The organism is Larkinella terrae, from assembly GCF_009668025.1.
Taxonomy (GTDB): Bacteria; Bacteroidota; Bacteroidia; order Cytophagales; family Spirosomataceae; genus Larkinella; species Larkinella terrae.
The window spans coordinates 974,196-997,750 of record NZ_WJXZ01000001.1; the positions used below are offsets into that span (position 1 = coordinate 974,196).

At 53.2% G+C, this 23,555-nt stretch carries 12 protein-coding genes; 7 read left to right on the forward strand and 5 right to left on the reverse strand.

Going from position 1 to position 23,555, the window contains the following annotated elements:
* Positions 1-126 precede the first annotated feature (126 nt).
* Together GJJ30_RS03885 and GJJ30_RS03890 are read right to left on the reverse strand one after the other, a co-directional pair.
* Positions 127-954: a CheR family methyltransferase gene (locus GJJ30_RS03885; protein WP_154173316.1), complete on the reverse strand. Its 828-nt coding sequence runs from the start codon at positions 952-954 to the stop codon at positions 127-129.
* Positions 951-4,427 (reverse strand): response regulator, encoded by a 3,477-nt coding sequence (locus GJJ30_RS03890; RefSeq protein ID WP_154173318.1) that lies wholly within the window; start codon positions 4,425-4,427, stop codon positions 951-953. Before GJJ30_RS03890 ends, GJJ30_RS03885 begins: the two co-directional genes overlap by 4 nt.
* A 372-nt stretch (positions 4,428-4,799) precedes the next feature.
* Here GJJ30_RS03890 and GJJ30_RS03895 point away from each other — a divergent pair, with 372 nt between their 5' ends.
* Positions 4,800-5,510, forward strand: a complete 711-nt coding sequence (locus tag GJJ30_RS03895) for a response regulator (protein ID WP_170299117.1) — start codon at positions 4,800-4,802, stop codon at positions 5,508-5,510.
* 16 nt (positions 5,511-5,526) lie between these two features.
* Here GJJ30_RS03895 and GJJ30_RS03900 read toward each other — a convergent pair whose 3' ends face one another.
* Entirely contained in the window at positions 5,527-6,528 is a 1,002-nt protein-coding gene (locus GJJ30_RS03900; protein WP_154173322.1) for a LacI family DNA-binding transcriptional regulator, read from the reverse strand.
* Positions 6,529-6,772: 244 nt separating this feature from the next.
* Between GJJ30_RS03900 and GJJ30_RS03905 the strand changes: the two genes are divergently transcribed.
* The 4 genes from GJJ30_RS03905 to GJJ30_RS03920 all read left to right on the forward strand — a co-directional run bounded on the left by GJJ30_RS03905 (position 6,773) and on the right by GJJ30_RS03920 (position 15,940).
* The gene (locus GJJ30_RS03905) at positions 6,773-10,063 is read left to right on the forward strand and encodes a SusC/RagA family TonB-linked outer membrane protein (RefSeq protein ID WP_154173324.1); all 3,291 of its coding nucleotides are present in this window, start codon (positions 6,773-6,775) and stop codon (positions 10,061-10,063) included.
* Positions 10,064-10,159: 96 nt separating this feature from the next.
* Positions 10,160-11,914, forward strand: coding sequence for a RagB/SusD family nutrient uptake outer membrane protein (locus GJJ30_RS03910; protein WP_154173326.1), 1,755 nt, complete (start codon positions 10,160-10,162; stop codon positions 11,912-11,914).
* A gap of 66 nt (positions 11,915-11,980) precedes the next feature.
* Positions 11,981-13,936, forward strand: a complete 1,956-nt coding sequence (locus GJJ30_RS03915; protein ID WP_154173328.1) for a heparinase II/III domain-containing protein — start codon at positions 11,981-11,983, stop codon at positions 13,934-13,936.
* 114 nt (positions 13,937-14,050) lie between these two features.
* Positions 14,051-15,940 (forward strand): alpha/beta hydrolase, encoded by a 1,890-nt coding sequence (locus GJJ30_RS03920; RefSeq protein WP_154173331.1) that lies wholly within the window; start codon positions 14,051-14,053, stop codon positions 15,938-15,940.
* 156 nt (positions 15,941-16,096) lie between these two features.
* On the opposite strand, the gene GJJ30_RS03925 is transcribed toward GJJ30_RS03920, so the two are convergent.
* Positions 16,097-18,064 carry a pseudouridine synthase gene (locus GJJ30_RS03925; RefSeq protein ID WP_154173333.1) on the reverse strand — a complete coding sequence of 656 codons (1,968 nt, stop codon included), beginning with the start codon at positions 18,062-18,064 and terminating at the stop codon, positions 16,097-16,099.
* A gap of 199 nt (positions 18,065-18,263) precedes the next feature.
* Here GJJ30_RS03925 and GJJ30_RS03930 point away from each other — a divergent pair, with 199 nt between their 5' ends.
* Both GJJ30_RS03930 and GJJ30_RS03935 read left to right on the forward strand, forming a co-directional pair.
* Positions 18,264-20,321, forward strand: a complete 2,058-nt coding sequence (locus GJJ30_RS03930) for an acetoacetate--CoA ligase (protein ID WP_154173335.1) — start codon at positions 18,264-18,266, stop codon at positions 20,319-20,321.
* A 171-nt stretch (positions 20,322-20,492) separates the two neighbouring features.
* The gene (locus GJJ30_RS03935) at positions 20,493-22,175 is read left to right on the forward strand and encodes a S41 family peptidase (RefSeq protein ID WP_154173337.1); all 1,683 of its coding nucleotides are present in this window, start codon (positions 20,493-20,495) and stop codon (positions 22,173-22,175) included.
* A 35-nt stretch (positions 22,176-22,210) separates the two neighbouring features.
* Here GJJ30_RS03935 and ffh read toward each other — a convergent pair whose 3' ends face one another.
* The gene (ffh, locus tag GJJ30_RS03940; RefSeq protein ID WP_154173339.1) at positions 22,211-23,530 is read right to left on the reverse strand and encodes a signal recognition particle protein; all 1,320 of its coding nucleotides are present in this window, start codon (positions 23,528-23,530) and stop codon (positions 22,211-22,213) included.
* Between the last annotated feature and the right edge of the window lie 25 nt (positions 23,531-23,555).

Here is a 23,555-nt window from a genome sequence, read left to right on the forward strand (position 1 = left end):
TTACAGTTTACGGCTTACAGTTTATGGTTTTGGGATTACGGTTGGCTGACGCCTGATTATCCTGATAGCGTCAGCCAGCTGTAAACCAGAAACTACAAACCGTACACCAAAAACCAACCCACTATTTTATATTTTACTCCGGTAAATCCGGACAGCCGGATTGATGGTTTCGAACTGATGCCGGGCTTCCGAAAACATCAGCGATTCCTTCATACCGAGTGCCAGGTATCCCAGCGGGGCCAGGCTGTCGCTGAACAACGTCATGGCCCGGTTTTGCAAATTCCGGTTAAAATAGATCAGCACGTTCCGGCAGCAGATCAGCTGAAATTCATTGAAAACCTGATCGGTTGCCAGATTATGCATCGCAAATACCACATTTTTCCGGTATTCCTTGTGAATGATCGCGTTCTCGTACCGGGCCGTGTAATACGACGAAAAATCACTGGTTCCGCCCGACTGAATGTAGTTGGACGTATATTCTTTCATGTTTTGCAAAGGTACAATGCCCTGCCGCGCGCGTTCCAGATTGGCGGGGTTCAGGTCGGTTGCATACAGACGCGTCCGGTTGAGCAAACCCGCTTCGTGCAACAGAATCGCCATCGAAAACACCTCTTCGCCGGTTGAACAGCCCGCGTGCCAGATTTTGATGGTCGGATACGAAGCCAGCTTCGGCAACACACTATTTCTCAGTTCCTTGTAAAAAGCCGGATCGCGAAACATTTCCGTAACGTTCACGGTCAGCGACTCGATAAACCAGGTAAAAAACCGGTTGTCGTTGGTCAGCTGGTACTTCAATTCATAGGCCGTCAGACAGTTCGCTTTCTGCATACACCGAACCACCCGACGCTGAAGCGAGGCCCGGGCATAATCACTGAAATCGTACCCATACTGCCGCCGAACCAGATGGATGATATCCTCCAGTTCCTCCATCGTAATCAGACTGTGCGCCGTCATACTTTTACCGATAGCCATACCCGCATCAATGAAAATAGACGACTACTATCGACCGGCTTCGTAATGTAATCCGACGCCCCGGCTTCGATGGTTTTTTCGCGGTCGCCGGGCATGGCCTTGGCGGTCAGCGCAATGATCGGCAGATGGATCATCTTCAGATCCGTACGAATCCGCCGGGTGGCTTCGTAGCCATCCATTTCGGGCATCATAATGTCCATCAGCACAATGTCGGTATCCGGATTTTGCTGCAACAGCTCCAGCGCTTCCCGCCCGTCGACCGCCGTCACCACGTTCATCTGCTGATCTTCCAGTAAGGTGGTCAATGCAAACACGTTACGCATGTCGTCATCCACCAGCAGCACTTTTTTACCCTGCAAACTCTGATCGTTGATCACGGTCAGCGGTTTGGGCAGATCCTTCGTTTCTACTTCCTGTACTTTATACAAAAATAATTCCAGTTCATCCATCAGCCGGTCAATGGCCTGCGACGATTCCCGAATCACGACGTCGGACAGTTTTTTCAGCCGCCATTCATCGGCCGGCTCCAGGTCCTTGTCCATGTAAATAATGACCGGCAGCGATTCCGACGGCATATTTTCCCGTAGTTCCTTCAATTGCAGCAGCCCTTTTTCCAGATCGCCCCCCATGTCAACAATCAGGCAGTCGTACGCGTGTTGCCGGAGTTTTTCCAGCGCCTGTTCGTTGGTCGAAACGTACTCACATTCCAGACCGGAATGCCGCTGACCAATCACCTGCCGCAACACATCGTCGTTGAGGTAATCGCCCGACACCACCAGTATTTTCTTGATCTGGGACTTCAAATGATCGCTGATCCGGCTGAAGGCCTGTTCCAGATCACTTTTTTCGACGGGTTTACGCAGGTACGCCAGCGCACTCCCCACACCCAGTTTCGGCTCGTCGGCCGCCGACATCACGTGGACCGGAATCGACTTTAAACTGTCATCATTTTTCAGCCAGTTGATCACGCTCCAGCCATCGACAACCGGCAGCTGCATATCCAGAATAATGGCCGACGGTTTATACTTGCGGGCGTAATAAATGCCCTCGTCGCCCTGCAAAGCCACGATGGTCTTGTAATTTTTACTGCGGGCAAAATCCTGAACGACTCCGGCAAAAATAGGATCATCTTCCACAATCAACATCACTTTGTCGCCTTTCTGGAGCGTTGCCCGATCGTCTTTCAGCTTGTTCTGCTCCACAATACTGGCCTGCAAAGTCGGCAATGTACCGTTTACAGGTGCCGTTTCTTTCTTCGGAGCGGTTTCGGTTGTGCTGACTTTCTGGACGGCGGCCTCCCGGGGTTCGGTTAGCGGCAGGTAAACCGTAAAGGTACTTCCTTCCCCCTCGGCGCTCTGCAGCCGCATTTCGCCCCCGAGTCGTTTCACCAGTTCCTTGCTGATCGAAAGCCCCAGGCCCGTGCCGCCGTATTTCCGGCTGGTCGAGCCGTCGGCCTGTTGGAAGGCTTCGAAAATCACCTGCTGTTTTTCGGGCGGTATGCCAATACCGGTGTCGGTAACGGAAATCACCAGCAGTTGACTGGCTTTCTGCAGCGGTTCGTTGGAAAAACCGTTCGTATGTCCCTGCGTATTGAACGCCAGCGTAACCGTTCCGCCCTGTGGTGTGAACTTGAACGCGTTGGACAGCAGGTTTTTGATGACCTGCTCAATGCGCTGTTTGGCAATGAACAACATTTTCGGGACCGATTCGTCCACGACCGTGACCAGTTTAACGCCTTTCTGATCGGCCACCACGCTGAAGAGTTGTTCCTGATCGTGGACAATACCACTGACCGACGCGTTTTCCGCCACCATGTCGATCTTCCCGGCTTCAATTTTCGACAGATCCAGAATATCGTTGATCAGATTGAGCAGATCCGAACCCGATTTGTGAATGACATTGGCGTATTCGACCTGCTTGCCGGTCAGGTTGTTGGTTTTATTCTCCGCCAGCATTTTGGCCAGAATCAGCACGCTGTTGAGCGGAGTCCGTAACTCGTGGGACATGTTGGCCAGAAACTCCGACTTGTACTGCCCGGTTGCTTCCAGCTCACGGGCTTTCAGCGCGAGCGATTGCCGACCCACCTCCACGGCTTCGTTTTTCTCTTCCAGTTCGGCGTTGATCTGCCGCAGTTCTTCTTCCTGCACCTTCAGTTCTTCTTCCGATGCCTGCAAAATTTCGGCCTGCCGCGTCAGTTCTTCGTTCGACTGCCGGAGTTCTTCCTGCTGATTTTCGAGAGTTTCTTTCTGCTCCTGCACCTGTTCCAGCAATCGATTCACCCGTTTGCGGGCATCGGCGGCATTGAGGGCAATCGCGATGTTGTTATCGACGGATTTCAAAAGTCCGATTTGCGCCGGAGTCAACGGCTGGAAAGTCGCCAGTTCAATGACTCCTTTCAGCTCTTTTTTGTACCAGAGCGGTACGCAGATCACCTGCCCCGGAACGGCATTTCCGCTCCCCGACTGAATGGCCCAGAAACCCGCCGGAACATGGTCCGTGATCACTAGTTCCGCCCCGGTGGCGGCCTGCCCAACCAATCCTTCATCAAGGACGTACGCCCGTGGGGCCGTTGCCGGAAAAGCAACCGACGCATTCAGTTCCAGCAGCTGTTTTTCTTCGTCATAGCAATAAAAACCGCCCGCCTGAACGCCCAGATACCGAATAAGGCTCCGCAAAACGGCCTGCGCCAGCGATTCCGATTCGCCGACGCCCTGAACCGCATCGTTCACCTCCGTCATTCCGGTCAGCATCCAGTTTTTCTCGACATTTACCTGGTTGAGCTGTTCCAGTTCTTCCAGATTCTGGTGCAGTTCTCCCTCGGCTTTTAGCCGTTTCTTCGTCTCAATGAAAAACAGATACGAAATGACAACGCCCAGGAGCAGCAGAAAACCGGCTCCGCTGCTGAACACGTAAATGGCAGAGCTGACGGCGCGGTCGCTTTCCTTTTCCCGGTTGACCAGCAGCGACTCCTCAGCCCGGATCATATTGGTCAGGTTCTGCCGGATTTGATCCATCCGGAGCTTTTCTCCGTCGGTAATCCGAATGATGTCTTCCCGGGTGTATGTACTGGCATCCACACCCAGTCCGCGCCAGTATTCCAGCAAGGCTTTAACGGAATTTTCGATTTCCACGGCGCGCGCGCTTTGTTCGGGATTGTCGGCAACCAGTTGCTGGATGTTTCGGACCGCTGGCTCCACTTTTCCGATGGCGTCATCGTACGGCTTCAAAAACCGCTTTTCATTCGTGGCCCGAAATCCGCGCCGGCCCGTTTCCATATCGATCAGATACTGCTCGGTAATGGCAATGCTTTTCAGCACTTTATAGCTGTGCCTGACCCACAGCGCTTCATCAAACTGATTTTCGATCGTACGAAAAGCAATGACACCCAGTCCGACCAGGAGAATAAGCGCAAGGCCAATACCAACAGACAATCGATTGGTAGACGATAATTTCATACGTTATGATCTTAAATATTGGCGGGCGACAAATGTAGGACTTCCCAAAGGTGCGTCACGAATTAAACAGCAAAAAATCAGTGCAAACACCGACCTGATGATTAACTAACGGGATTAATACAAGGTTAAATCGGGGCATCACGACCATTAAATTATAGCGGTGGCAAAAATCATACCGCTATTGTTACTAGATTTACAAAATCATGCATTTAATAACATCTTCCAAAACTAGCGAGGAAATCCATTTGTCAGACTAAAATTCACCAAAAAAATTTGTACTGTTGTCCGTTGAAATAAGTTGTTAGCCTTTGCCGAGCGCCCGATTATTTAGACATGAATCCCCCATTTTCACCACAAAACGGAAAAACTGATTTGACTGTCCGGGTTCTTATTGTTGAAGATAATCTTATTAATCAGACATTTCTATCGACGCTGCTTCGCAAATACGGCGTTCCCAGCATTGTCGTTAACAATGGTCTGGAAGCGGTCAATTTTCTGAAAACCCAGTCCGTCGATCTGATTTTGATGGACATTCAGATGCCGGTGATGGACGGGCTGACGGCCACCAGGCAAATTCGCACGCAATTGGGATTAACCGTGCCGGTGGTAGCGGTTACATCCAATCCGGAATACGAAGCCCGCCCCCGCTGCCGCGAAGCCGGAATGGATGATTTTCTGTCCAAACCGATTCAAAAAAAGCAGTTGGAAGCGATCCTGGAGCGGTTTTTACCCCCGAAAGAAGAAAAACCGCCCGTCATCGATCAGGCTTATTTACTGGAAATTACCGGTGGCGACAACGATTTATTAACTGATCTGCTCAGCTTTTTCAAAAGCGAGCTTCCGGCAAACCGGCAGGCGCTGTTCGATGCCGTTGAGCAGGGAAACCGCGTGGAGTTCGATCACCACGCGCACCGTTTTCGCTCCTCGCTGAACTCCCTGGCGATGGTGAATCTGGCCGCCGATCTGAAGAAAATGGAGAAAAACCCCACCCTGACGGACGCTGAAATCGGCGAACAATTAAAGGCGCTATTCCACGAAATTTCGGCAGGTTTAAAGATGCTGGACGGCCTTATTAAAGATTAAGAGCCTGCCTGGGTTCTCAAATCGACCCCCGAACGATGAGCTTACTCTCCAGAACCACCCGTTCAAACGCAGCACGGGAATTAGTTAATTCACTGAAAATCAATTCAACCGCCCGCACACCCATTTCAAACGCCGGTTGCGAAACCGAGCTGAGGGGCGGATCAAGCAGCTCATTGGTAGGTTCGTTGTAAAAACCGATAATCGCCAGTTCTTCCGGAATCCGGATTCCCTTCCGTTTCGCCATCACCAGCGCCCATTGGGCAATCTGATCACTGTACGCCAGAATGGCATCCGGTTTTTCCGGTGAATCGAGCACCGCATTGAGCGTCGCCAGCATCGCTTCCTTTTCCAGACTCACCATGTTGATCAATGCATCGTCGGGCGAAAAACCGCCTTCCTTCAGCGCCTGCTGATACCCTTCGAGCCGTTTCTGGCTGATTTGCAAATCGGTAGGTCCGCCAAGATACGCAATCCGTTTCCGCCCCTGCCGAATCAAAACCGTAACGGCTTCGAAAGCGGCTTTGTGGTTGTCGATGGTCACCTTCGAGCAGTTAATTTCCTCACAATCGCGGTTGAACAGCACCAGCGGCACATTTTTGCTCTGGATTTTCCGCAAATGGTCAAACTGCGTGGTGCTGGCCGAAACCGACAGAATGATGCCCGATACCCGCGAACTCAGCAAACTCTGCACCTGCCGAACTTCCTTTTCGTAACTGTCGTCCGTCTGGCAGATCAGCAACTGGTAACCGTACCGCTCCGACACATCCACCATGCCCGGAATAGCCTGAGCATAAAGCGAATAGGTAATTTTAGGTACCACGACACCGATGGTATTGCTCCGGCGGTTGAGCAGTTGAAACGCCAGTTGGTTGGGTTCGTACTCGAGTTGTTCGGCCAGTTCAAAAACCGCCTGCTTGGTGCTGTCTTTAATGTCCGGATGGTTGCGGAGCGCCCGCGAAACCGTCGAAATTGAAATGCCGAGCTGGGTGGCAATGGTCTTGAGGGTGATCTCTTCCATGATGTGTTTCTCTGAATAATCTAATCACCGAACGGTGGCCCGGAACGGCAAATTAGGCCGGCAACTTCAACTAAATTTCAGGAATTCCCAAATCTAAAAAATATGCAAAGGTTTGCGGCAAGGATTGCAGAAATATTTCGGCTGTTTTTCTTGAAAAGACAGAATATTCACTAATCATTTGATCGAAAGTACGAATAAGATGAAAACCCATTCTTTTCTTTAATCTCGATAAAATACAATAAATATGAAGAACAATCACTACTCTCTGAGCAAACTCACGCTCTGCATTCTCCTGGCGACGATCATTAGTCGCGAAGGTTATTCCCGGATTCCGGCGTCGGTGGCCGAAACCGGTGCTTCCGGCCGACTGGTGTCAAAAACCGCCATCGGTGTAAAAGGCCGGGTCACTTCCGAAAAAGGCGAAGCACTGGTGGGCGTGAATGTCATTCTGAAAGGCACTTCGACCGGGATGACGACCGATGCCAACGGCGATTACACCATTAACGTTCCGGACGGTTCTTCGGTACTGGTTTTTAGTTTCATCGGCTACAAAAAACAGGAAATTCTGGTCGGCAACCAGAGCATTCTGAACGTGACGATGGCCCCCGACGACCAGACGCTGAACGAGGTGGTGGTGACGGCCTACAGCTCCCAGCGGAAAAAAGACATTACCGGGGCGGTTTCGGTTGTCAACGTGAGCGAGATCACCAAACAGCCGACCGGTTTCATAACCAACCAGTTACAGGGGCAGGCGGCTGGCGTCACGGTCATTTCGTCGGGGCAGCCGGGTAGTGATCCGCAAATCCGGATTCGCGGCATCAACACCTTCGGAAATAATACCCCGCTCTACATCGTCGATGGTGTGCCGACGCAGAACATCACCAACCTGAATCCCAACGACGTGGGCTCGATTCAGGTGCTGAAAGACGCCGGAGCGGCCTCCATTTACGGGTCGAGGGCGTCGAACGGGGTGATTATCATTACGACCAAAAGAGGACACGGGAAAATTAATGTCCAGTATGATGGCTATTACGGCACGCAAACGCCCCGGAAAGGCAACGTCTGGGACCTGCTGAGCCCGCAGGAGGAGGCCAATTTGCGGTGGGTGGCCAACAAAAACTCGGGCATTCCAATCAACGATCCGATGTACGGCAAGGGTGCGACACCGATTTTGCCGGACTACATCCTGCCGCTCGGGAAAATGGAAGGCGATCCGACGGTCGATCCGGCCAAATATTACGTCAACCCGAATTACACCAGCGCCGACGATTACAACACGTTTTACCGCATCATCAAAGCCAACAAAACCGGTACGGACTGGTTTCACGAAGTCTTCAAACCGGCCACCAACACCAGCCACAACATCACGGTAAACGGCGGCACCGAACGCGGAAGCTACTTATTTTCATTGAATTACCTTCATCAGCAGGGAACGCTCCTGAGCACGTATCTCAAACGGTATTCGCTGCGGTCCAACTCCCAGTTCAACGTTTCCGACCATGTCCGCATCGGTGAAAACCTCACGTACACCATCAGCCAGAACCCCAAAATTGACGAACAGGCCGCCAACAACGTCATTACGGTCACATACGCGATGGCTCCGATTCTGCCGGTTTACGACATTATGGGCAATTACGCCGGTGCGTTCAACACGGGTTACAACGGCAACAATCCTGTCGCCAATCTGCAGCGCCAGGCCCGCAGCAACCGCGACATGGGCCACCGGTTATTCGGTAATATGTACGCCGAGGTCGATTTCCTGAAAAATTTCACGCTCCGCACCAATTTCGGGGGCGAAACCTACTTCAATTCAGCGCGCTCGTTCTGGTATCCGATGTACGAAAATCCGGAAAACTCGAACACCAATTCCTATTCCCAAAGCTCGAACAACGGTTACACCTGGACCTGGACCAACACGCTGACGTACCAGCAACAGTTCGGCACCGACCACGACCTGAAAGCCGTGGTCGGCACGGAAGCGTATCAGAACATTTTTGAGAATCTCGGCGGAACCACCCTGAGCTACTTCACCTTCGACCCGAATTACACGACGCTTTCGACCGGTTCGGGCATTCAAACCAACTACAGCGGCCGCAGCCAGGAAACGCTGCGCTCCGAATTCGGGCGGGTCGATTACAGTTTCCGGGATAAATACCTGCTGAGCGGCACCATCCGGCACGACGGTTCGTCCAAATTCGTGCAGTACCAGTACGGCTGGTTTCCGGCGGTCAGCGCGGGCTGGCGGGTTTCGAAAGAAAGCTTTATGACGGGCGTCAAATGGCTTTCCGACCTCAAACTGCGCGGAAGCTGGGGCGTGATGGGGAATCAGTTGAACGTCAACGCCAACAACGGTTATTACACCTTCGTGATGGACAAAAGTGCCTCGTATTACGATCTGGGCCGCACGAACAATTCCAACATGGCCGGTTTTCAGGTGGGGCAAATCGGGAATCCGAACGCCAAATGGGAGAAAAACATCAACGCCAACATCGGAATTGACGCGACGCTGCTGAACGGCGCGATCGACATTACGGCGGATTTTTTCCGGAAAGACATCAAGGATCTGCTCTACAATCCGGCGATTCCGGGCACGCAGGGTGTCGGTACGGTACCGTTCGTCAACATTGCGGGCGTTAAAAATACCGGTCTGGATCTGTCCGTCAACGGCCATAAAACGTTCGGCAACGACCTGAAACTGAACGTCGGCCTGACCTTCACGACCTACAAGAACGAAGTAACGCGCGTCACCGACAACACCAATTTCTTCTATTCGACGGGCCGTCAGCACAACGGCGTTGACTTTGTCCGCAACGAAGTCGGCCATCCGATCGGTTCGTTTTACGGCTACCAGATTGAGGGGTTCTGGAACTCGACGGAGGAACTCAATCAGGCCAACGCGAAGGCACAGCAGGCCACTGGCAGCCCAACTGCCGTGTACCAAACCGATCAGGCGCTGGGCCGTTTCCGGTATTCGGATACCAACGGCGACGGCCGGATTACGCCCGAAGACCGGATTTTTCTGGGCAACCCCAACCCGGATTTCAACTACGGGATCAACATCGGCCTGAATTACAGGCAGTTCGATCTGAGCGCGTTCTTCTACGGCGTTCAGGGCAACGACCTCTGGAATTACAACCGCTACTACACCGATTTCTTCGCGTCGTTTTTACAGGCCAAAAGCAAAACCGCCTATTACGACGCCTGGACGCCCGAAAACCACAACGCGAAAGTGGCGATTCAGGAAACCAAGATGACCTTCAGCACGAACGGCGCGCCCAACTCGTACTACGTCGAGAACGGTTCGTACCTGAAACTCAAGAATGTCCAGATCGGGTACAATTTACCGACGGCGCTGGCGAAAAAAGTGGGCGTCGCCAACCTGCGGGTGTATGTGCAGGCGGCCAACCTCTTTACGCTGACCAAATACACGGGTCTGGACCCGGAAATCAGCGGTTCGGCGGTCAGTTTTGGCGTCGATCGGGGCGTTTACCCCAACGATCGCCAGTATTTAGCCGGACTTCGGTTTAGTTTCTAACATACCCCCAACCCCCTGAAGGGGGCTTAACTCATCCGGTTTTTTAGCCCCCTTTAGGGGGTTGGGGGCAAATTTCTAACGCTAAAAATCATTCTCATGAAACCCATACGACTCATTCTGTTACTGCTCACGGCCGTCGGTTTTTCTGCGCAGTCGTGCAAAGAAAACTTTCTGGATTACACCCCGCAGGGTGCGCTGAGTGAAGACGTTCTGGCCACCAAAGCCGGGGTAACGTCTTTATTGATCGGGGCTTATGCCGCTTTGGACGGGCAGGGTGCCTACGGCGGCAACATCAGCGGTGGAACGGCCTGGGCCACGCCCCCCGACAACTGGATTTACGGCAGCGAATACGGCGGGGAAGCCCACGCCAACGCCCTGTCAACCAGTATTGAAGCCACCAACGCGTTCTTCAACGAAAAATGGAAGGCCGATTACGCCGGTGTCAGCCGCTGCAATGCCGTGTTGCGGGTGGTTAACAAAGCCAGTGACATGTCCACGGCCGAAAAAAACAACGTTATCGGACAAGCCCGGTTTCTGCGGGGGTATTTCTATTTCGATCTGAAGAAAATGTTCAATAAGGTGCCGTGGATCGACGAAACAACGACGGATTTCAAGCAACCGAACGACAAGGATATCTGGCCAAAACTCATCGACGATTTCAAGTTCGGGATGGACAACATGCCTGAAATCCAGAAGGATGCCGCCAGTGCGAACAAATGGGCGGCAGCGGCTTTTCTGGCGAAATCGTATCTGTATCAGCACAAATACGCCGAAGCGAAAACACTGTTCGACCAGGTGATTACCAGTGGAAAAACCGCTAAAGGGCTGGCCTTCGATTTGAATCCCGAATTTGAAGACAACCAGCGCCCCGAAAAAGAATTGACCAGTCCCGAAGCACTTTTCTCGGTGGAAATGTCGGCCAACGTCGGCAACGGAACCATCGCAACGGCCAATCAGGGCAGCATGCTCAACTTCCCGATCAACAGCCCGTTCCGGTGCTGCGGCAATTTCACACCTTCCATGGATCTGGTCAATTCGTTCCGTACCAATCCCGAAACCGGTCTGCCGTATCTCGACGATTACAACGCGAACGGGGTCAAATCGGACATGGGAGTACTTGCCAATCAACCGTTTACGCCCGATGCGGGCACCATCGATCCGCGTCTCGACTGGACGGCCGGTCGGCGGGGCATTCCGTTTAAAGACTGGGGCTTGATGCCGGGGCAAGCCTGGATTCGGACGCAGTCGGCAACGGGGCCGTACGTCAACCTGAAAAATATTTACTGGAAAGCCACCAGCGATAAATATTACGACGGAATTGCCTGGGCACCAGGCTCGGCCATCAATTACATCGTGATCGGTTTTTCCGACGTATTGCTGATGGCGGCCGAAACCGAAGCGCAACTCGGCAATCTCGACAAGGCGCAGACGTACGTCAACCGGGTCCGAAACCGGGCGGCCAATCCGGCGGGATTTGTCTACAAATACAACGACGACGCCAAGCCGGAAGCCGGTTTTTCGAAGATTCCGGCGGCCAATTACAAAATTGCTGCGTATCCGGCCGGAGCCTTTGCGGCCGGGGGAAAGGACTTTGCGCTCAAGGCCGTTTACTTCGAACGAAAACTGGAACTGGCGATGCAGGGCCACCGGTTTTTCGACCTGGTTCGCTGGGGCATTGCGGATAAAACACTGAACACCTACTACGCGTTTGAGTCCAAACTGGTTTCGGAAGCGATCGGGATGAGTTTCATTCCGAATAAAAACGAATATTACCCGATTCCGCAGGCCCAGATCGACATCAGCACGATCAACGGCAAGCCCACCTTGATTCAGAATCCGGGCTATAAATAATGGACGCTTCAGTGAGTATGTAAAGATGGATTTCGGCTACTCACGGTAGAACAAAGGACTGATTTCATGAAGCCACTGCGCCGGTATTTGACACTCTTATTAGGATTTTGGATGATGTACCCAATGACGCTCTCCGCGCAGCAAACCCGCAACCTCTTAAGCCGGTTTTCAGCCGACGAGGTTGCGCGCTCGCTGCTGCCCCGGGCGGACTGGAAACCGTTTCCGAAAACCGCCGAGGAATGGCGCAGCCTGTTACCGGATTCGGCGCGAAATGCCATCGTTCAGAATGCCGAAAAATACCGGCAGACTCCGTTTGAAGCCATTCCGGCGTCGCTGATGCTGGAATACCAGCGGACGGGAATCCGGATCAATTACGAAAACGTTTCGCTCCAAAAACGAACGCAGTTATTCGCCCTGATTCTGGGTGAAGTGATGGAAAATAAAGGCCGGTTTATGGACGCCATAACGGACGGAATCTGGTCGATTTGCGAGGAAAGTTTCTGGGGCGTTCCGGCGCATTTATACCAGCAGAAGGCCGGTTTGGGGCTGGTCGATACCGAAGATCCGTCCGTTGATTTATTCGTCAGTGATACCGGCACCTTACTGGCGCTGGCGGATTACTTTTTAGGTGCCAAATTGGATGCGGTTTCGCCCCTGCTGCGGAAACGGATTTACAACGAGGTCAACACCCGGATGTTCACGCCTTTCGAAAAAGACAGCGGGCGGTATTGGTACCTGAAAAAAGGAACGAAAGAAACGCCGGTCAACAACTGGAATCCGTGGGTGATCAGCAACTGGATGGCGAGTTTACTGCTGCTGGAAAAGGATGACGCGCGCCGGGCCAGCGAGATTCGGCACGCGATGACGTTGCTGGATCACTACCTGAACTGGCTCGGCGACGACGGCGCCATCGACGAAGGACCCAGCTACTGGAACGGTGCCATCGGGCGGCTCTTCGATGCGCTGGTGGTGCTGGAAAGTGCCTCCGCGGGCCGCCTGACCATTTACCGGGAACCGCTCATTCAGAACACGGGTGCCTACCTGTACAAAATGCACATCGCCGGAAACTATTTCATCAACGTCGCCGACGCATCGCCGGTTGTGAATGCCGACGGTCTGCAATTGTACCGGATTGGAAAAACCGTGCACAACACGACGATGCGCCATTTTGGTGCCTGGCTATTTCACCGGAGCGCGGGCCAGCGGGCGCTTTCCAACGGCTCGACCCGCCTGTCGGTGCTCCTGAATCTGCTGGCTTTTCAGGAATGCGTGGCTCAGAAAGGCCGTCCGCCGATGCTGCCCGATGTCTGGTTATCCAGCATTCAGCAGATGGCGGGCCGGACGACAGGCGGTTTATTTGTGGCTTCCCACGGCGGTCACAATGCCGAAAGTCACAACCACAACGACGTCGGCGATTTCATCGTTTATGCCGACGGGCAACCGGTTATCATCGATGTCGGCTTCGGGACCTACACCGCCAAAACGTTTTCCAAAGACCGGTATTCACTCTGGTACAACAGTTCGGCCTACCATAACCTCCCGGTAATCAACGGTTTTCAGCAGGCAGCGGGCGGCCAATTCGAAGCCCGGAATGTACATTACAACAAAACCACAGGCCGCTCTGCTTTACAAATGGACATTGCGGCTGCGTACCCGGCCGAAGCGGGCGTGCAGCAATGGCAGCGAACCGTGGCGCTGGAGAAAACGGCCAATACCGTGTCCATTACTGACACTTACGTTCTGAAAAAACCTGTCCGGGAATTAACCCAAACGTTCATGACGGTTTGCCCGGTCGATCTGAGTCAGGCCGGGCAAATCCGGTTTGACCTGCCGGGTTCCAGACCGGTTTCGCTGGCGTACGATGCCTCGGCCTGGTCAGTCAGAAAAGAGCAGATGCCGGGCGATGCGCCGGACGAAAAACGGCTGGTCGAAAACTGGGGCCACCGCCCCATCTGGCGCCTGTTGCTGGTCAGCAAAACCAACAAAAAAGCGGGCACATTCAAGTATACAATCAAGCAATAAACCACCCTGTCAGCGGCTGAAAGCCCTGACAGCGGTGGAAATTTTCGACTTAAATCAACCACCACCGCTGTCAGGGCTTTCAGCCGCTGACAGGGTTTGGCTATTCCTAAACCCATGATGAACTACCGCATTCTGATCCAACTTCTAATCGTCTGGCTGTTACCTCTTTTAGCCTTTCCGCAGGACGATCTTTCCCAAAAACCGTACCGCGACCTGACGCACGAAAGCCGGGTTTTCGGTCATCCGAAATCGTACCGGCTGTACCTTCCGCAGGGGTATGAAAACTCGGCGAAACGTTACCCGGTCGTGTATTTTTTTCACGGTTGGGGCGGTCGGCATTCCATGGATGACAACGCCAAACTCGAGTATGCAATGCTGAAACGACTGGTGGATAAATACGACCTGATTATGGTCATGTGGGACGGTAACATCGACGGAAAAGAACCACGTCCCTACAATGTTGGCAATCACGAAGACGTCAAGTTTTCGGTCCAGATGAAGGATTATTTTCCGGAACTGGTGTCCTACATCGACCAGACCTACCGAACGTTAACCGACCGCAATCACCGGGGTATCATTGGCTTTAGCATGGGCGGTTTTATGTCTTTGTTTTTGTCTGGTAAATACCCCGATCAGGTGTGTGCGGGTGTCAGTATCATGGGCAGTCCGGAGTTTTTTGTGGGGTCGCCGGAAAACCATACGCTGTACCCGGTTCGCTACACGTTTAAAAATTTACAGGACGTGGATTTCCGCATTCATACCAGCGACACCGACATTCTGTACAACCTGAACGAAGAAGTGAAATACGGAGCGGCCTGGGAGGGCAAACCGGTTGAATCCGAGACTTTTCCCGGCGGGCACCGGGTCGATAACGCGGGCGAAACCATCATTTTCGAAAAGGCGTTGAAATTCGTGGCCGACTCGTTTAAAAAAGTCCATCAGGCACCCGAACGCTGGTCGCATTACGATCTCTACCCAAGCTTTCGTTTGTGGGGTTATTCGGTCGAAAGCAACAAACAGCAACCCGGTTTTATCTTTCTTAAAAATGTGGACAAAACCGGGTTTGGCGGTTATACGCGTCAATGGCTCCCCGACGGACCACCGCTCGCCATCGCCCCCCTGAAAGTGACAACAGCCCCGATTTATGCTCCCAACAAAACCTACCAGGTTGTTACGTATTCGGCCACGACCGGCAAAATCGTTTTTAGTGAAAAAACGAGCAATTCGACGGGGCAGGTAGCGGTTGAACTGGACGCGAAGGGGAGCGAGGTCGGGATTTTCAATAAAACCGATGCGCCCAACTGGGTGTGTCTGGATTATAAAATCAACGGAAAAAGCCGCTTTCTGACGGCCGGATCGACGAATAAGCTGGCGCTTCGGCTATTTAATCGGGGCGGTGAAAAAATGGGGGCACAGCCGGTTCGGGTCGTTATTCGCTCGGCGGATGGAGCGGTTGTTTTGCAGGATTCGGTGGTTCAGGCAAAGCCCGTCGCCAGCGAACACATTTTGTCGTTATCACCCTTTTTGATTGCCTGTTCTAAAAAACCGCCCCTGCACTCCGAACCCTCCTCCATCAAATTGAAGGTAGCGATATACACAGGCAATCAGGTATTTACGGACGAAATCAGCGTTCCCGTTCGCTACGATGTACCGGTTTTTAGTGAGCTCAAAGTCGATGATGGGCTGGTGATCCGGGACAAATCCAAAGGGACCGGCAACGCCAACGGCGTCGTAAATCCCGGCGAAAAGATCATGCTGTATGCAGGCAAAAACCGGCTCCGGCTGTATCCTGAAGATCCGTGGGTGCGGGAAGAATGGGCCGACGAAATGATTCCGGCGCGCTGGCCGGACGGTTTTACGCAGCAATCCGTGATTCAGATTTCCCCCGATTGCCCGGACGGCCACGAGATCGAATGTCTGGCAAGTTACGAAACCAAGACGTTCAACCCCATCGAGCGCAAAGTAACCTGGGGAAAAGTCAAATTCACGGTTCGGCGAAAGTGAACGTTAGACAAAGGAGGATAGACAATCGACTAAAAGTCAATAAAATACTCTCCCCTCTCCTATCTCTTGTCTAATGGTCTGGTATAGCAATAGAAGATGGTGAAAAAGTAAAAACCGGGCGAGGTTTCCTCCGCCCGGTTTTTTGTATACAATTGATTACAGCAAAAACTTCAGCCGGATTACTTCTTTTTCGTTCAGATACCGCCACGATCCGCGCGGCAATTCTTTCTTCGTTAAACCGGCATAAACCGTCCGGTCCAGCTTCGTCACTTCGTACCCGAAATGCTCAAAAATCCGGCGGACAATGCGGTTGCGGCCGCTGTGAATTTCGATGCCAACCACCTGCGCATCCGGCGTTACAATGCCCAGATCGTCGGGTTTGATGTAGCCGTCTTCCAGTTCAAAACCATCCCGAATCGCTTCGAAATGCTCGTTGGTCAACGGTTTATCGAGTTCGGCCTGGTATACTTTCCGGATTTCATTCGACGGATGCGTCAGTTTTTCCACCAGTTCGCCGTCGTTCGTCAGCAGCAGCAAACCGGTCGTATTGCGGTCTAACCGGCCCACCGGATAAATGCGGTATGGCGTTGCCCCGGCCACCAGTTCCATGACGGTATGGCGATCTTCCGGATCTTCGGTCGTCGTGATGTAATCTTTTGGCTTGTTCAGTAACACGTACGTCATCTTCTCTGGATTCAGAACCCGGCTGCCGTATTTGATCACGTCGGTAGGCTGCACTTTGTAACCCATTTCGGTCACGACCTTGCCATTGACACTGACATCTCCCCGGGCAATCAGTTCGTCGGCGTCCCGGCGCGAGCAAATGCCCGAATTGGCAATGTAGCGGTTCAGCCGAATCAGTCCCGAATCCGGATCACGCGGCTTTTTATCGTTGCTGCGCTCACCATTTTTAACCTTTTCGTGACCGATTCGCTTCTGTTTTTTATCACGCGGATCACGGCCTCCGAAGGCCTTTTCCTTCATTTTGTCCAGATCATATTCCGGTGCCCGCGAGCTGCCCACCTGGCGGCTCCGGCTATCTTCAATCTGGCGTTGTTTTTCTTCCTCGTTTTCGTCGCGACGTGGCCGGTCAAAACGCGGTTCACGCTCATTTCGCCGGGGCCGATCCGACGGGAACCGGTCTGCATCCCGGCGCGGGCTACTGCCCTCAAATCGGCCGCTGTCCCGCTGACCTCCCCGGTTTTCATCCCGATTAAAACGCGGACGATCATTCCGGTCCGCATCCCGCCGGTCGGGGCGGTCGCCATAGCTGCGTTCGTTGCCAAACCGGTTTTCCCGGCGCTCGGGCTGGTCCGAATTGGACCCCGATTCGCGATTACGGGACCGGTCGCCGTAGGAACGCTCTCCACCAAAACGGTCGTTCCGCGATTCCGACTGGCCGGAACGACCAAACCGGGGCCGTTCTTCGCGCGATTCCGGGTTACCAAACCGGCCTTCCCGGTTTTCGTTCCGATCCGAGCGGTCGTTGTCCCGGCGGAAGCCCCGGTTTTCATCCGGATTAAAACGCGGGCGCTCGTCCCGGTCGCGGTTGAAGTCCCGGCGCGGGCCACCACCTTCGAACCGACCGCTGCGGTTTTCATTGCGATCCGGCCGGTCATCATTCCGGTCGAAACGCGGGCGATCCGAACGATCGTTGTCATTCCGGCGGAAACCCCGGTTTTCGTCCCGATTGAAACGTGGACGCTCTTCCCGATTGCGGTCAAAATCACGGCGTTCACCGTAACCGCGTTCATTGCCGGACGGGTTGTCCCGGCGCGGTCCGCCTTCGAACCGGCCCCCGCGCGGATTTTCGTTGCGGAACGAATCGTTGCGTTGCCGATCCGACCGATCAAAGGAACGACGGTCGTCATTCCGTTCAAAACGCGGGCGATCGCCGGAAAACCGGTTGGAGCGGTTGTCGTCCGACCGCCGACCACCGTCGTCCGGGCGGTTTCCGCGCGGTTTATCGTAGCTCCGTTCCCGGCGTTCGAAGTCCGTATTGCCGTCTTTCCGATCGGCATCTTTGTTGAATTTGCTGTAAAATTGCGGGTTTGATTCCGGCCTTCCTGACCCCTCTTTCCTGTCGCCCCGGCGGCCTTCTGATTCGTCTCTTTTCTTGCTCATAGAAGTTGCAGTATCACTACTGTAATTATAGTTAACCAAATTGATTTTCAGCCAGTTTCAAAACGGATTCTGAAATGGGATGCAAAGTTAGCGTATTTTAACGTAACTTCTGGCTTTGTTCTGAAACGGAACATTTTTTAGTCCGAAAAGGATTTCGGAAATTACCGAAATTACGATTCTGCCCCTATTCCCCTACGAGATGGCTGCTGCAAAAACGCCGAAACAACCTGAAACCAAAAAACCGCTCTGGAAACCGGACCGGCGACTCATCGACCAATCCCAGCTAAAGCGGTACCTGGACTGGCTTTTCGTCAAGAAAGGACTCTATTTCCGCGATTATCACGATTTGTGGGACTGGTCGGTCACGGATCTGGAAGATTTCTGGCAAAGTATCTGGCAGTTTTTCAACGTACAAAGCCACCGCGATTACCAGGAAGTGATCGAAAAACCGGCTTCGGGTATGATCGGAACGCGCTGGTTTGTGGGCGCCACGCTGAACTACGCCGAGCACGTTTTCCGCAACAAAACCAGCGAACGTCCGGCCCTTCTTTTTCAGTCGGAACAGCACCCGCTGACTTCCGTCAGTTGGTCGGAGCTGGAACAAAAGGTAGCCGCCATCGCCCAGTTCCTGCGCGAAAACAACGTCAGGCCCGGCGACCGCGTGGTATCGGTGCTGCCCAATATTCCGGAAGCGGTCGTTGCCTTTCTGGCTACCACCAGCGTGGGAGCCATCTGGTCGAGTTGTTCGCCGGATTTTGGTACCCCCAGCATTGTCGACCGGTTTCGGCAAATCGAACCCAAAGTCTTGTTTGCCGTCGATGGCTATTCGTATAACGGAAAAAAAATCGATAAAACCGACGCTCTGGAAGATTTGCAATTGGCTTTGCCCAGCCTGAAAAGGGTGGTTTGGGTGTCGAACCTCGACCCGCATTTTGAGCCAGCGCCGACGGGCCGCAGCAAGTCGATTTTGTGGAATACGGTTTTGCAAACCGATCCGGCGGTGCCGCTGACGTTCGAACCGGTGCCGTTCGACCACCCGATCTGGATTCTGTTTTCGTCAGGAACAACGGGCAAGCCGAAAGCCATTACCCACAGCGTCGGGGGCTGTTTGCTCGAACACCTGAAAGCGCTGGCGTTACATCAGGACGTTCAGCCCGGCGACCGGTATTTCTGGTATTCAACGACGGGCTGGATGATGTGGAATTATTCGGTGGCGTCGCTGCTGGTGGGCGCCACGCTGGTTATTTACGACGGTTCGGCGGGTTATCCCACCATGGACGTGCTCTGGAACCTGGCCGACCGCGTCCGCATCAACCATTTCGGGGCGGGAGCGGCTTATTTGCTGGCGTGTATGCGCGCGGGCCTGTCCTATACCGACGGTTCGAAACTGGCTCATCTCAAAACCATCGGCTCCACGGGTTCGCCCCTGCCGCCCGAAGGGTTCCGTTGGGTGTACGAGTCGGTCAAGAAAGACGTCTGGCTAATTTCCATCAGTGGCGGCACGGACATTTGCAGCGCGTTTGTCGGCGGCTGTCCGCTCCTGCCGGTTTACGAAGGCGAAATTCAGTGCCGGTTGCTGGGCTGTAAACTGGAATCGTTCGACGAAAATGCCAAACCGGTTCGGGAGGAACTCGGCGAAATGGTCATTCTGGAACCCATGCCCTCAATGCCACTTTATTTCTGGAACGATAACAACGGCGAACCCAACGGAAATCAGAAATACCGGGCCAGTTACTTTGAACAATACGACGGCATCTGGCGCCACGGCGACTGGATTAAAATTACCGACCGAAAAACCGTCATCATTTACGGCCGCTCCGACGCGACGCTCAACCGCGACGGCGTGCGAATCGGTACGAGCGAGGTTTACAGCGCCGTCGAGAGCATTCCCGAAGTGGCCGACAGCCTGGTGGTTTGCCTGGAACTGCCCGGCGGGCGGTATTTTATGCCGCTTTTTGTGGTCCTGAAAGGCCAAACCGACGGACCGGCGACCGAACTCAGGGAAGATGTGGCCCAGCAAATCCGGCTGGCACTCCGCTCGCAATACAGCCCCCGACATGTGCCGGATGCGCTTTTTCAGGTGCCGGAAATCCCGTATACAATCAGTGGAAAAAAGGTGGAAACACCGATCAAAAAGATTCTGATGGGCCTCTCTTCCGAGCGGGTTGCCAGCCGCGATACGCTCCGGAATCCGTCGGCCCTGGACGTCTTTATTCAGCTCGCCGACACCATGAAATCGGATTTGATGGTAAAATAGGAGACTCGAAATAAATTCTATATCTTTCAATATAAATGGGCAAACATTTTGCCTGTATTTTAACGTTAAATACATACCCACGGAATGCTCCATTTAGTCCGTGGAATTCGTCACAACTAATACCAAGAACCTACAGAATGTTTCGCGGATGAATGTCCGTATTTACGACTTATGAGAGAACCTGAACGCGAAAAAATCCAGAACGACAGGGCGTCCGTCCGGCTGCCGATGTTACTGGGCATTACGCTGGCGGCCGGCATGTTGATCGGCGCAACGTTTTTTGGGGGCGGAAAAAGCATCAACAACATTGGACGAGGTTATTCCAAATTCAAGGAAGTTCTGCAACTGATTGAGAATAACTACGTTGACTCGGTCAATACGGATGATCTGGTGGATTATTCCATCTCCAAAATGCTGGAAAAACTCGATCCGCACACGACGTATATGAACCCGACCGATGCCGTGGCGGCCCGCACGCAACTGGAAGGCGGTTTCGATGGCATTGGGGTTGAATTCAACATTTATAAAGACACGGTTTACGTCGTAACGCCAATGGCCGGGGGACCGTCGGAAACCGCCGGTATCCTGAGCGGTGATAAAATCATCAAGGTCGACGATACCGACATGACGGGCAGCAAGCTCGACAATGCCCTGGTTTTCAAAAAATTACGCGGCAAAAAAGGCTCGGAAGTCAAGCTATACGTGCTGCGGAAAGGCGAGAAAAAACCGCTGACGTTTACCATTCATCGCGACCGGATTCCGACCTACTCGGTCGATGCGGCTTACATGGTCGATGACAAAACCGGTTACATCAAGGTAAACCGCTTCTCGGAAACAACCTACGATGAATTCAAGAAAGCGCTGGGAACGTTGAAACAGAAAGGCATGACCCAGATGGTGCTCGACCTGCGCAACAACCCCGGCGGTTACATGGATCGGGCGACGAGCCTGGCCGACGAGTTCATTTCCGGCGACAAACTGCTGGTGTATACTGATGGCAAGGATGATCGCTACGACCGCCAGACTAAGGCCCGAATTGCCGGACAGTTTGAAGACGGCCCCGTGATTGTGCTGATGGACGAAGGCAGCGCGTCGGCGTCGGAGATTGTGGCGGGTGCGTTGCAGGATCAGGACCGGGCGCTGATTGTCGGACGGCGGTCGTTCGGAAAAGGGCTGGTGCAAATGCCGGTGATGCTGTCCGATGGCTCCGAACTCCGGCTGACGATTTCCCGGTATTACACGCCAAGCGGCCGGAGTATTCAAAAACCGTACGTCGCCGGTCACGGGGAGGATTACGAAAAAGACCTGGAAATGCGCTCGAAAAGCGGGGAATATTACATCGCCGACAGCATCAAGAACAACGAAAAATACAAGTTCAAAACGATGGGTGGCCGGACGGTTTTTGGTGCCGGTGGGATTACGCCCGACGTTTTCGTTCCCCGCGACACGCTTTTCATGACCAAGTACCTGATTCAGTTGTTTAACAAAAACATTGTGCGGGAAATGGCGATGGAATACGCCAACGATCACCGCAAACAACTGGAAAAAGACGGTTTCCCGGCTTACAAGAAGAACTTTGTCGTCAGCGAAACGATGTTGAAACGCCTGACAGACGACGCGTCGGCGCAGGGCATCAAGTTTAACGAAGCTGAATACAAGCGTTCGAAGAAATACATCCAGACACAGCTCAAGGCCTATATTGCCCAATATGCGTGGCGGCAAGGCCACCGCGACGGTCTGAATAACGAGTTCTTCGAAATGCTGTCGGAAGGCGACGAAACGTATAAAAAAGCCCTGACGCTCTTCGATCAGGCCCGGCTGCTGGAAAAAGGCGGTTATGCCTCCCACAAGTAATCAAAAAAAAGGGCGGTTTTAAAACCGCCCTTTTTTCATTTCATCATCTTGCTCAGTTTACCAGATGCGTTCATCTGGTTCATTTTCTTCATCATTTTTCGCATCTCGTCGAACTGTTTCAGCAGGTTGTTCACTTCCTGAATCGATGTTCCGCTGCCGTTGGCGATGCGTTTTTTGCGGTTTCCGTCAATAATATCGGGGCGTTCGCGTTCGATGGGCGTCATCGAGCCGATGATGGCTTCGATGGGTTTGAACGAATCGTTGTCGATATCGACGCCCTTCATCATTTTGCCCATGCCGGGAATCATGCCGATGAGGTCTTTAATATTCCCCATCTTCTTGATTTGCTGCAACTGGCCCCGGAAATCGTTGAAATCGAACTTGTTCTGCCGCATTTTGGAGCTGATGCGCTTGGCTTCGTCTTCGTCGAACGCCTGTTGCGCCCGCTCAACGAGCGAAATCACATCACCCATACCCAGAATCCGGCTCGCCATCCGATCAGGGTAGAAGATATCGAGGGCTTCCATCTTCTCGCCCGTACTGATAAACTTGATCGGTTTCTGCACCACGCCCCGAATCGAGAGCGCGGCCCCACCGCGGGCGTCACCGTCCAGCTTGGTCAGCACCACGCCATCGAAATTCAGCCGGTCGTTGAAGGTTTTGGCCGTATTAACCGCATCCTGACCCGTCATCGAATCCACGACGAACAGCGTTTCGGTCGGGTTCAGCGATCTTTTGAGGTTTTCCACCTCTTTCATCATCACCTCATCGACGGCCAGACGACCGGCAGTATCGACGATGACAACTTTCTTACCGGTTTTGCGGGCGTGCGCCAGGGCGTTCTGCGCAATTTCGACGGCATTTTTGTTTTCCGGTTCGGCATAGACCTCCACGCCCACCTGCTCGCCCAGAACTTTCAACTGGTCGATAGCCGCCGGGCGGTAAATATCGCAGGCCGTCAGCAATACATTGCGGCCCTGTTTTTTGAGGTAAGCCGCCAGTTTCCCCGAGAAGGTCGTTTTACCCGAACCCTGCAAACCGGCAATCAGAATAATGGCCGGGTCGCCTTTGAGGTTGATGCTCTGCGCTTCACCGCCCATCAGGTCGGTCAGCTCTTCCTGAACGATCTTGACGAACAGTTGGCCCGGTTCAACGGCGATGAGGACTTTGCGGTCGAGCGCCTTCTCCTTGACGCGGTCGGTCACCTCTTTGGCCACTTTGTAGTTAACGTCGGCATCGGTCAAAGCCCGACGTACTTCCTTAACAGTTGTGGCAACGTTAATCTCGGTAATCCGGCCCTGGCCTTTTAAGGTCTTGAAAGCCTGATTGAGTTTATCCTGAAGATTTTCAAACATGATTCAATTTCTAATTTACCTCCGT

Coding starts and splice junctions, on each gene's coding strand:
- GJJ30_RS03885 (WP_154173316.1), bottom strand. CDS start 954: ATGACGGCGCACAGTCTGATTACGATGGAGGAACTGGAGGATATCATC.
- GJJ30_RS03890 (WP_154173318.1), bottom strand. CDS start 4,427: ATGAAATTATCGTCTACCAATCGATTGTCTGTTGGTATTGGCCTTGCG.
- GJJ30_RS03900 (WP_154173322.1), bottom strand. CDS start 6,528: ATGGAAGAGATCACCCTCAAGACCATTGCCACCCAGCTCGGCATTTCA.
- GJJ30_RS03905 (WP_154173324.1), top strand. CDS start 6,773: ATGAAGAACAATCACTACTCTCTGAGCAAACTCACGCTCTGCATTCTC.
- GJJ30_RS03910 (WP_154173326.1), top strand. CDS start 10,160: ATGAAACCCATACGACTCATTCTGTTACTGCTCACGGCCGTCGGTTTT.
- GJJ30_RS03915 (WP_154173328.1), top strand. CDS start 11,981: ATGAAGCCACTGCGCCGGTATTTGACACTCTTATTAGGATTTTGGATG.
- GJJ30_RS03920 (WP_154173331.1), top strand. CDS start 14,051: ATGATGAACTACCGCATTCTGATCCAACTTCTAATCGTCTGGCTGTTA.
- GJJ30_RS03925 (WP_154173333.1), bottom strand. CDS start 18,064: ATGAGCAAGAAAAGAGACGAATCAGAAGGCCGCCGGGGCGACAGGAAA.
- GJJ30_RS03930 (WP_154173335.1), top strand. CDS start 18,264: ATGGCTGCTGCAAAAACGCCGAAACAACCTGAAACCAAAAAACCGCTC.
- GJJ30_RS03935 (WP_154173337.1), top strand. CDS start 20,493: ATGAGAGAACCTGAACGCGAAAAAATCCAGAACGACAGGGCGTCCGTC.
- ffh (WP_154173339.1), bottom strand. CDS start 23,530: ATGTTTGAAAATCTTCAGGATAAACTCAATCAGGCTTTCAAGACCTTA.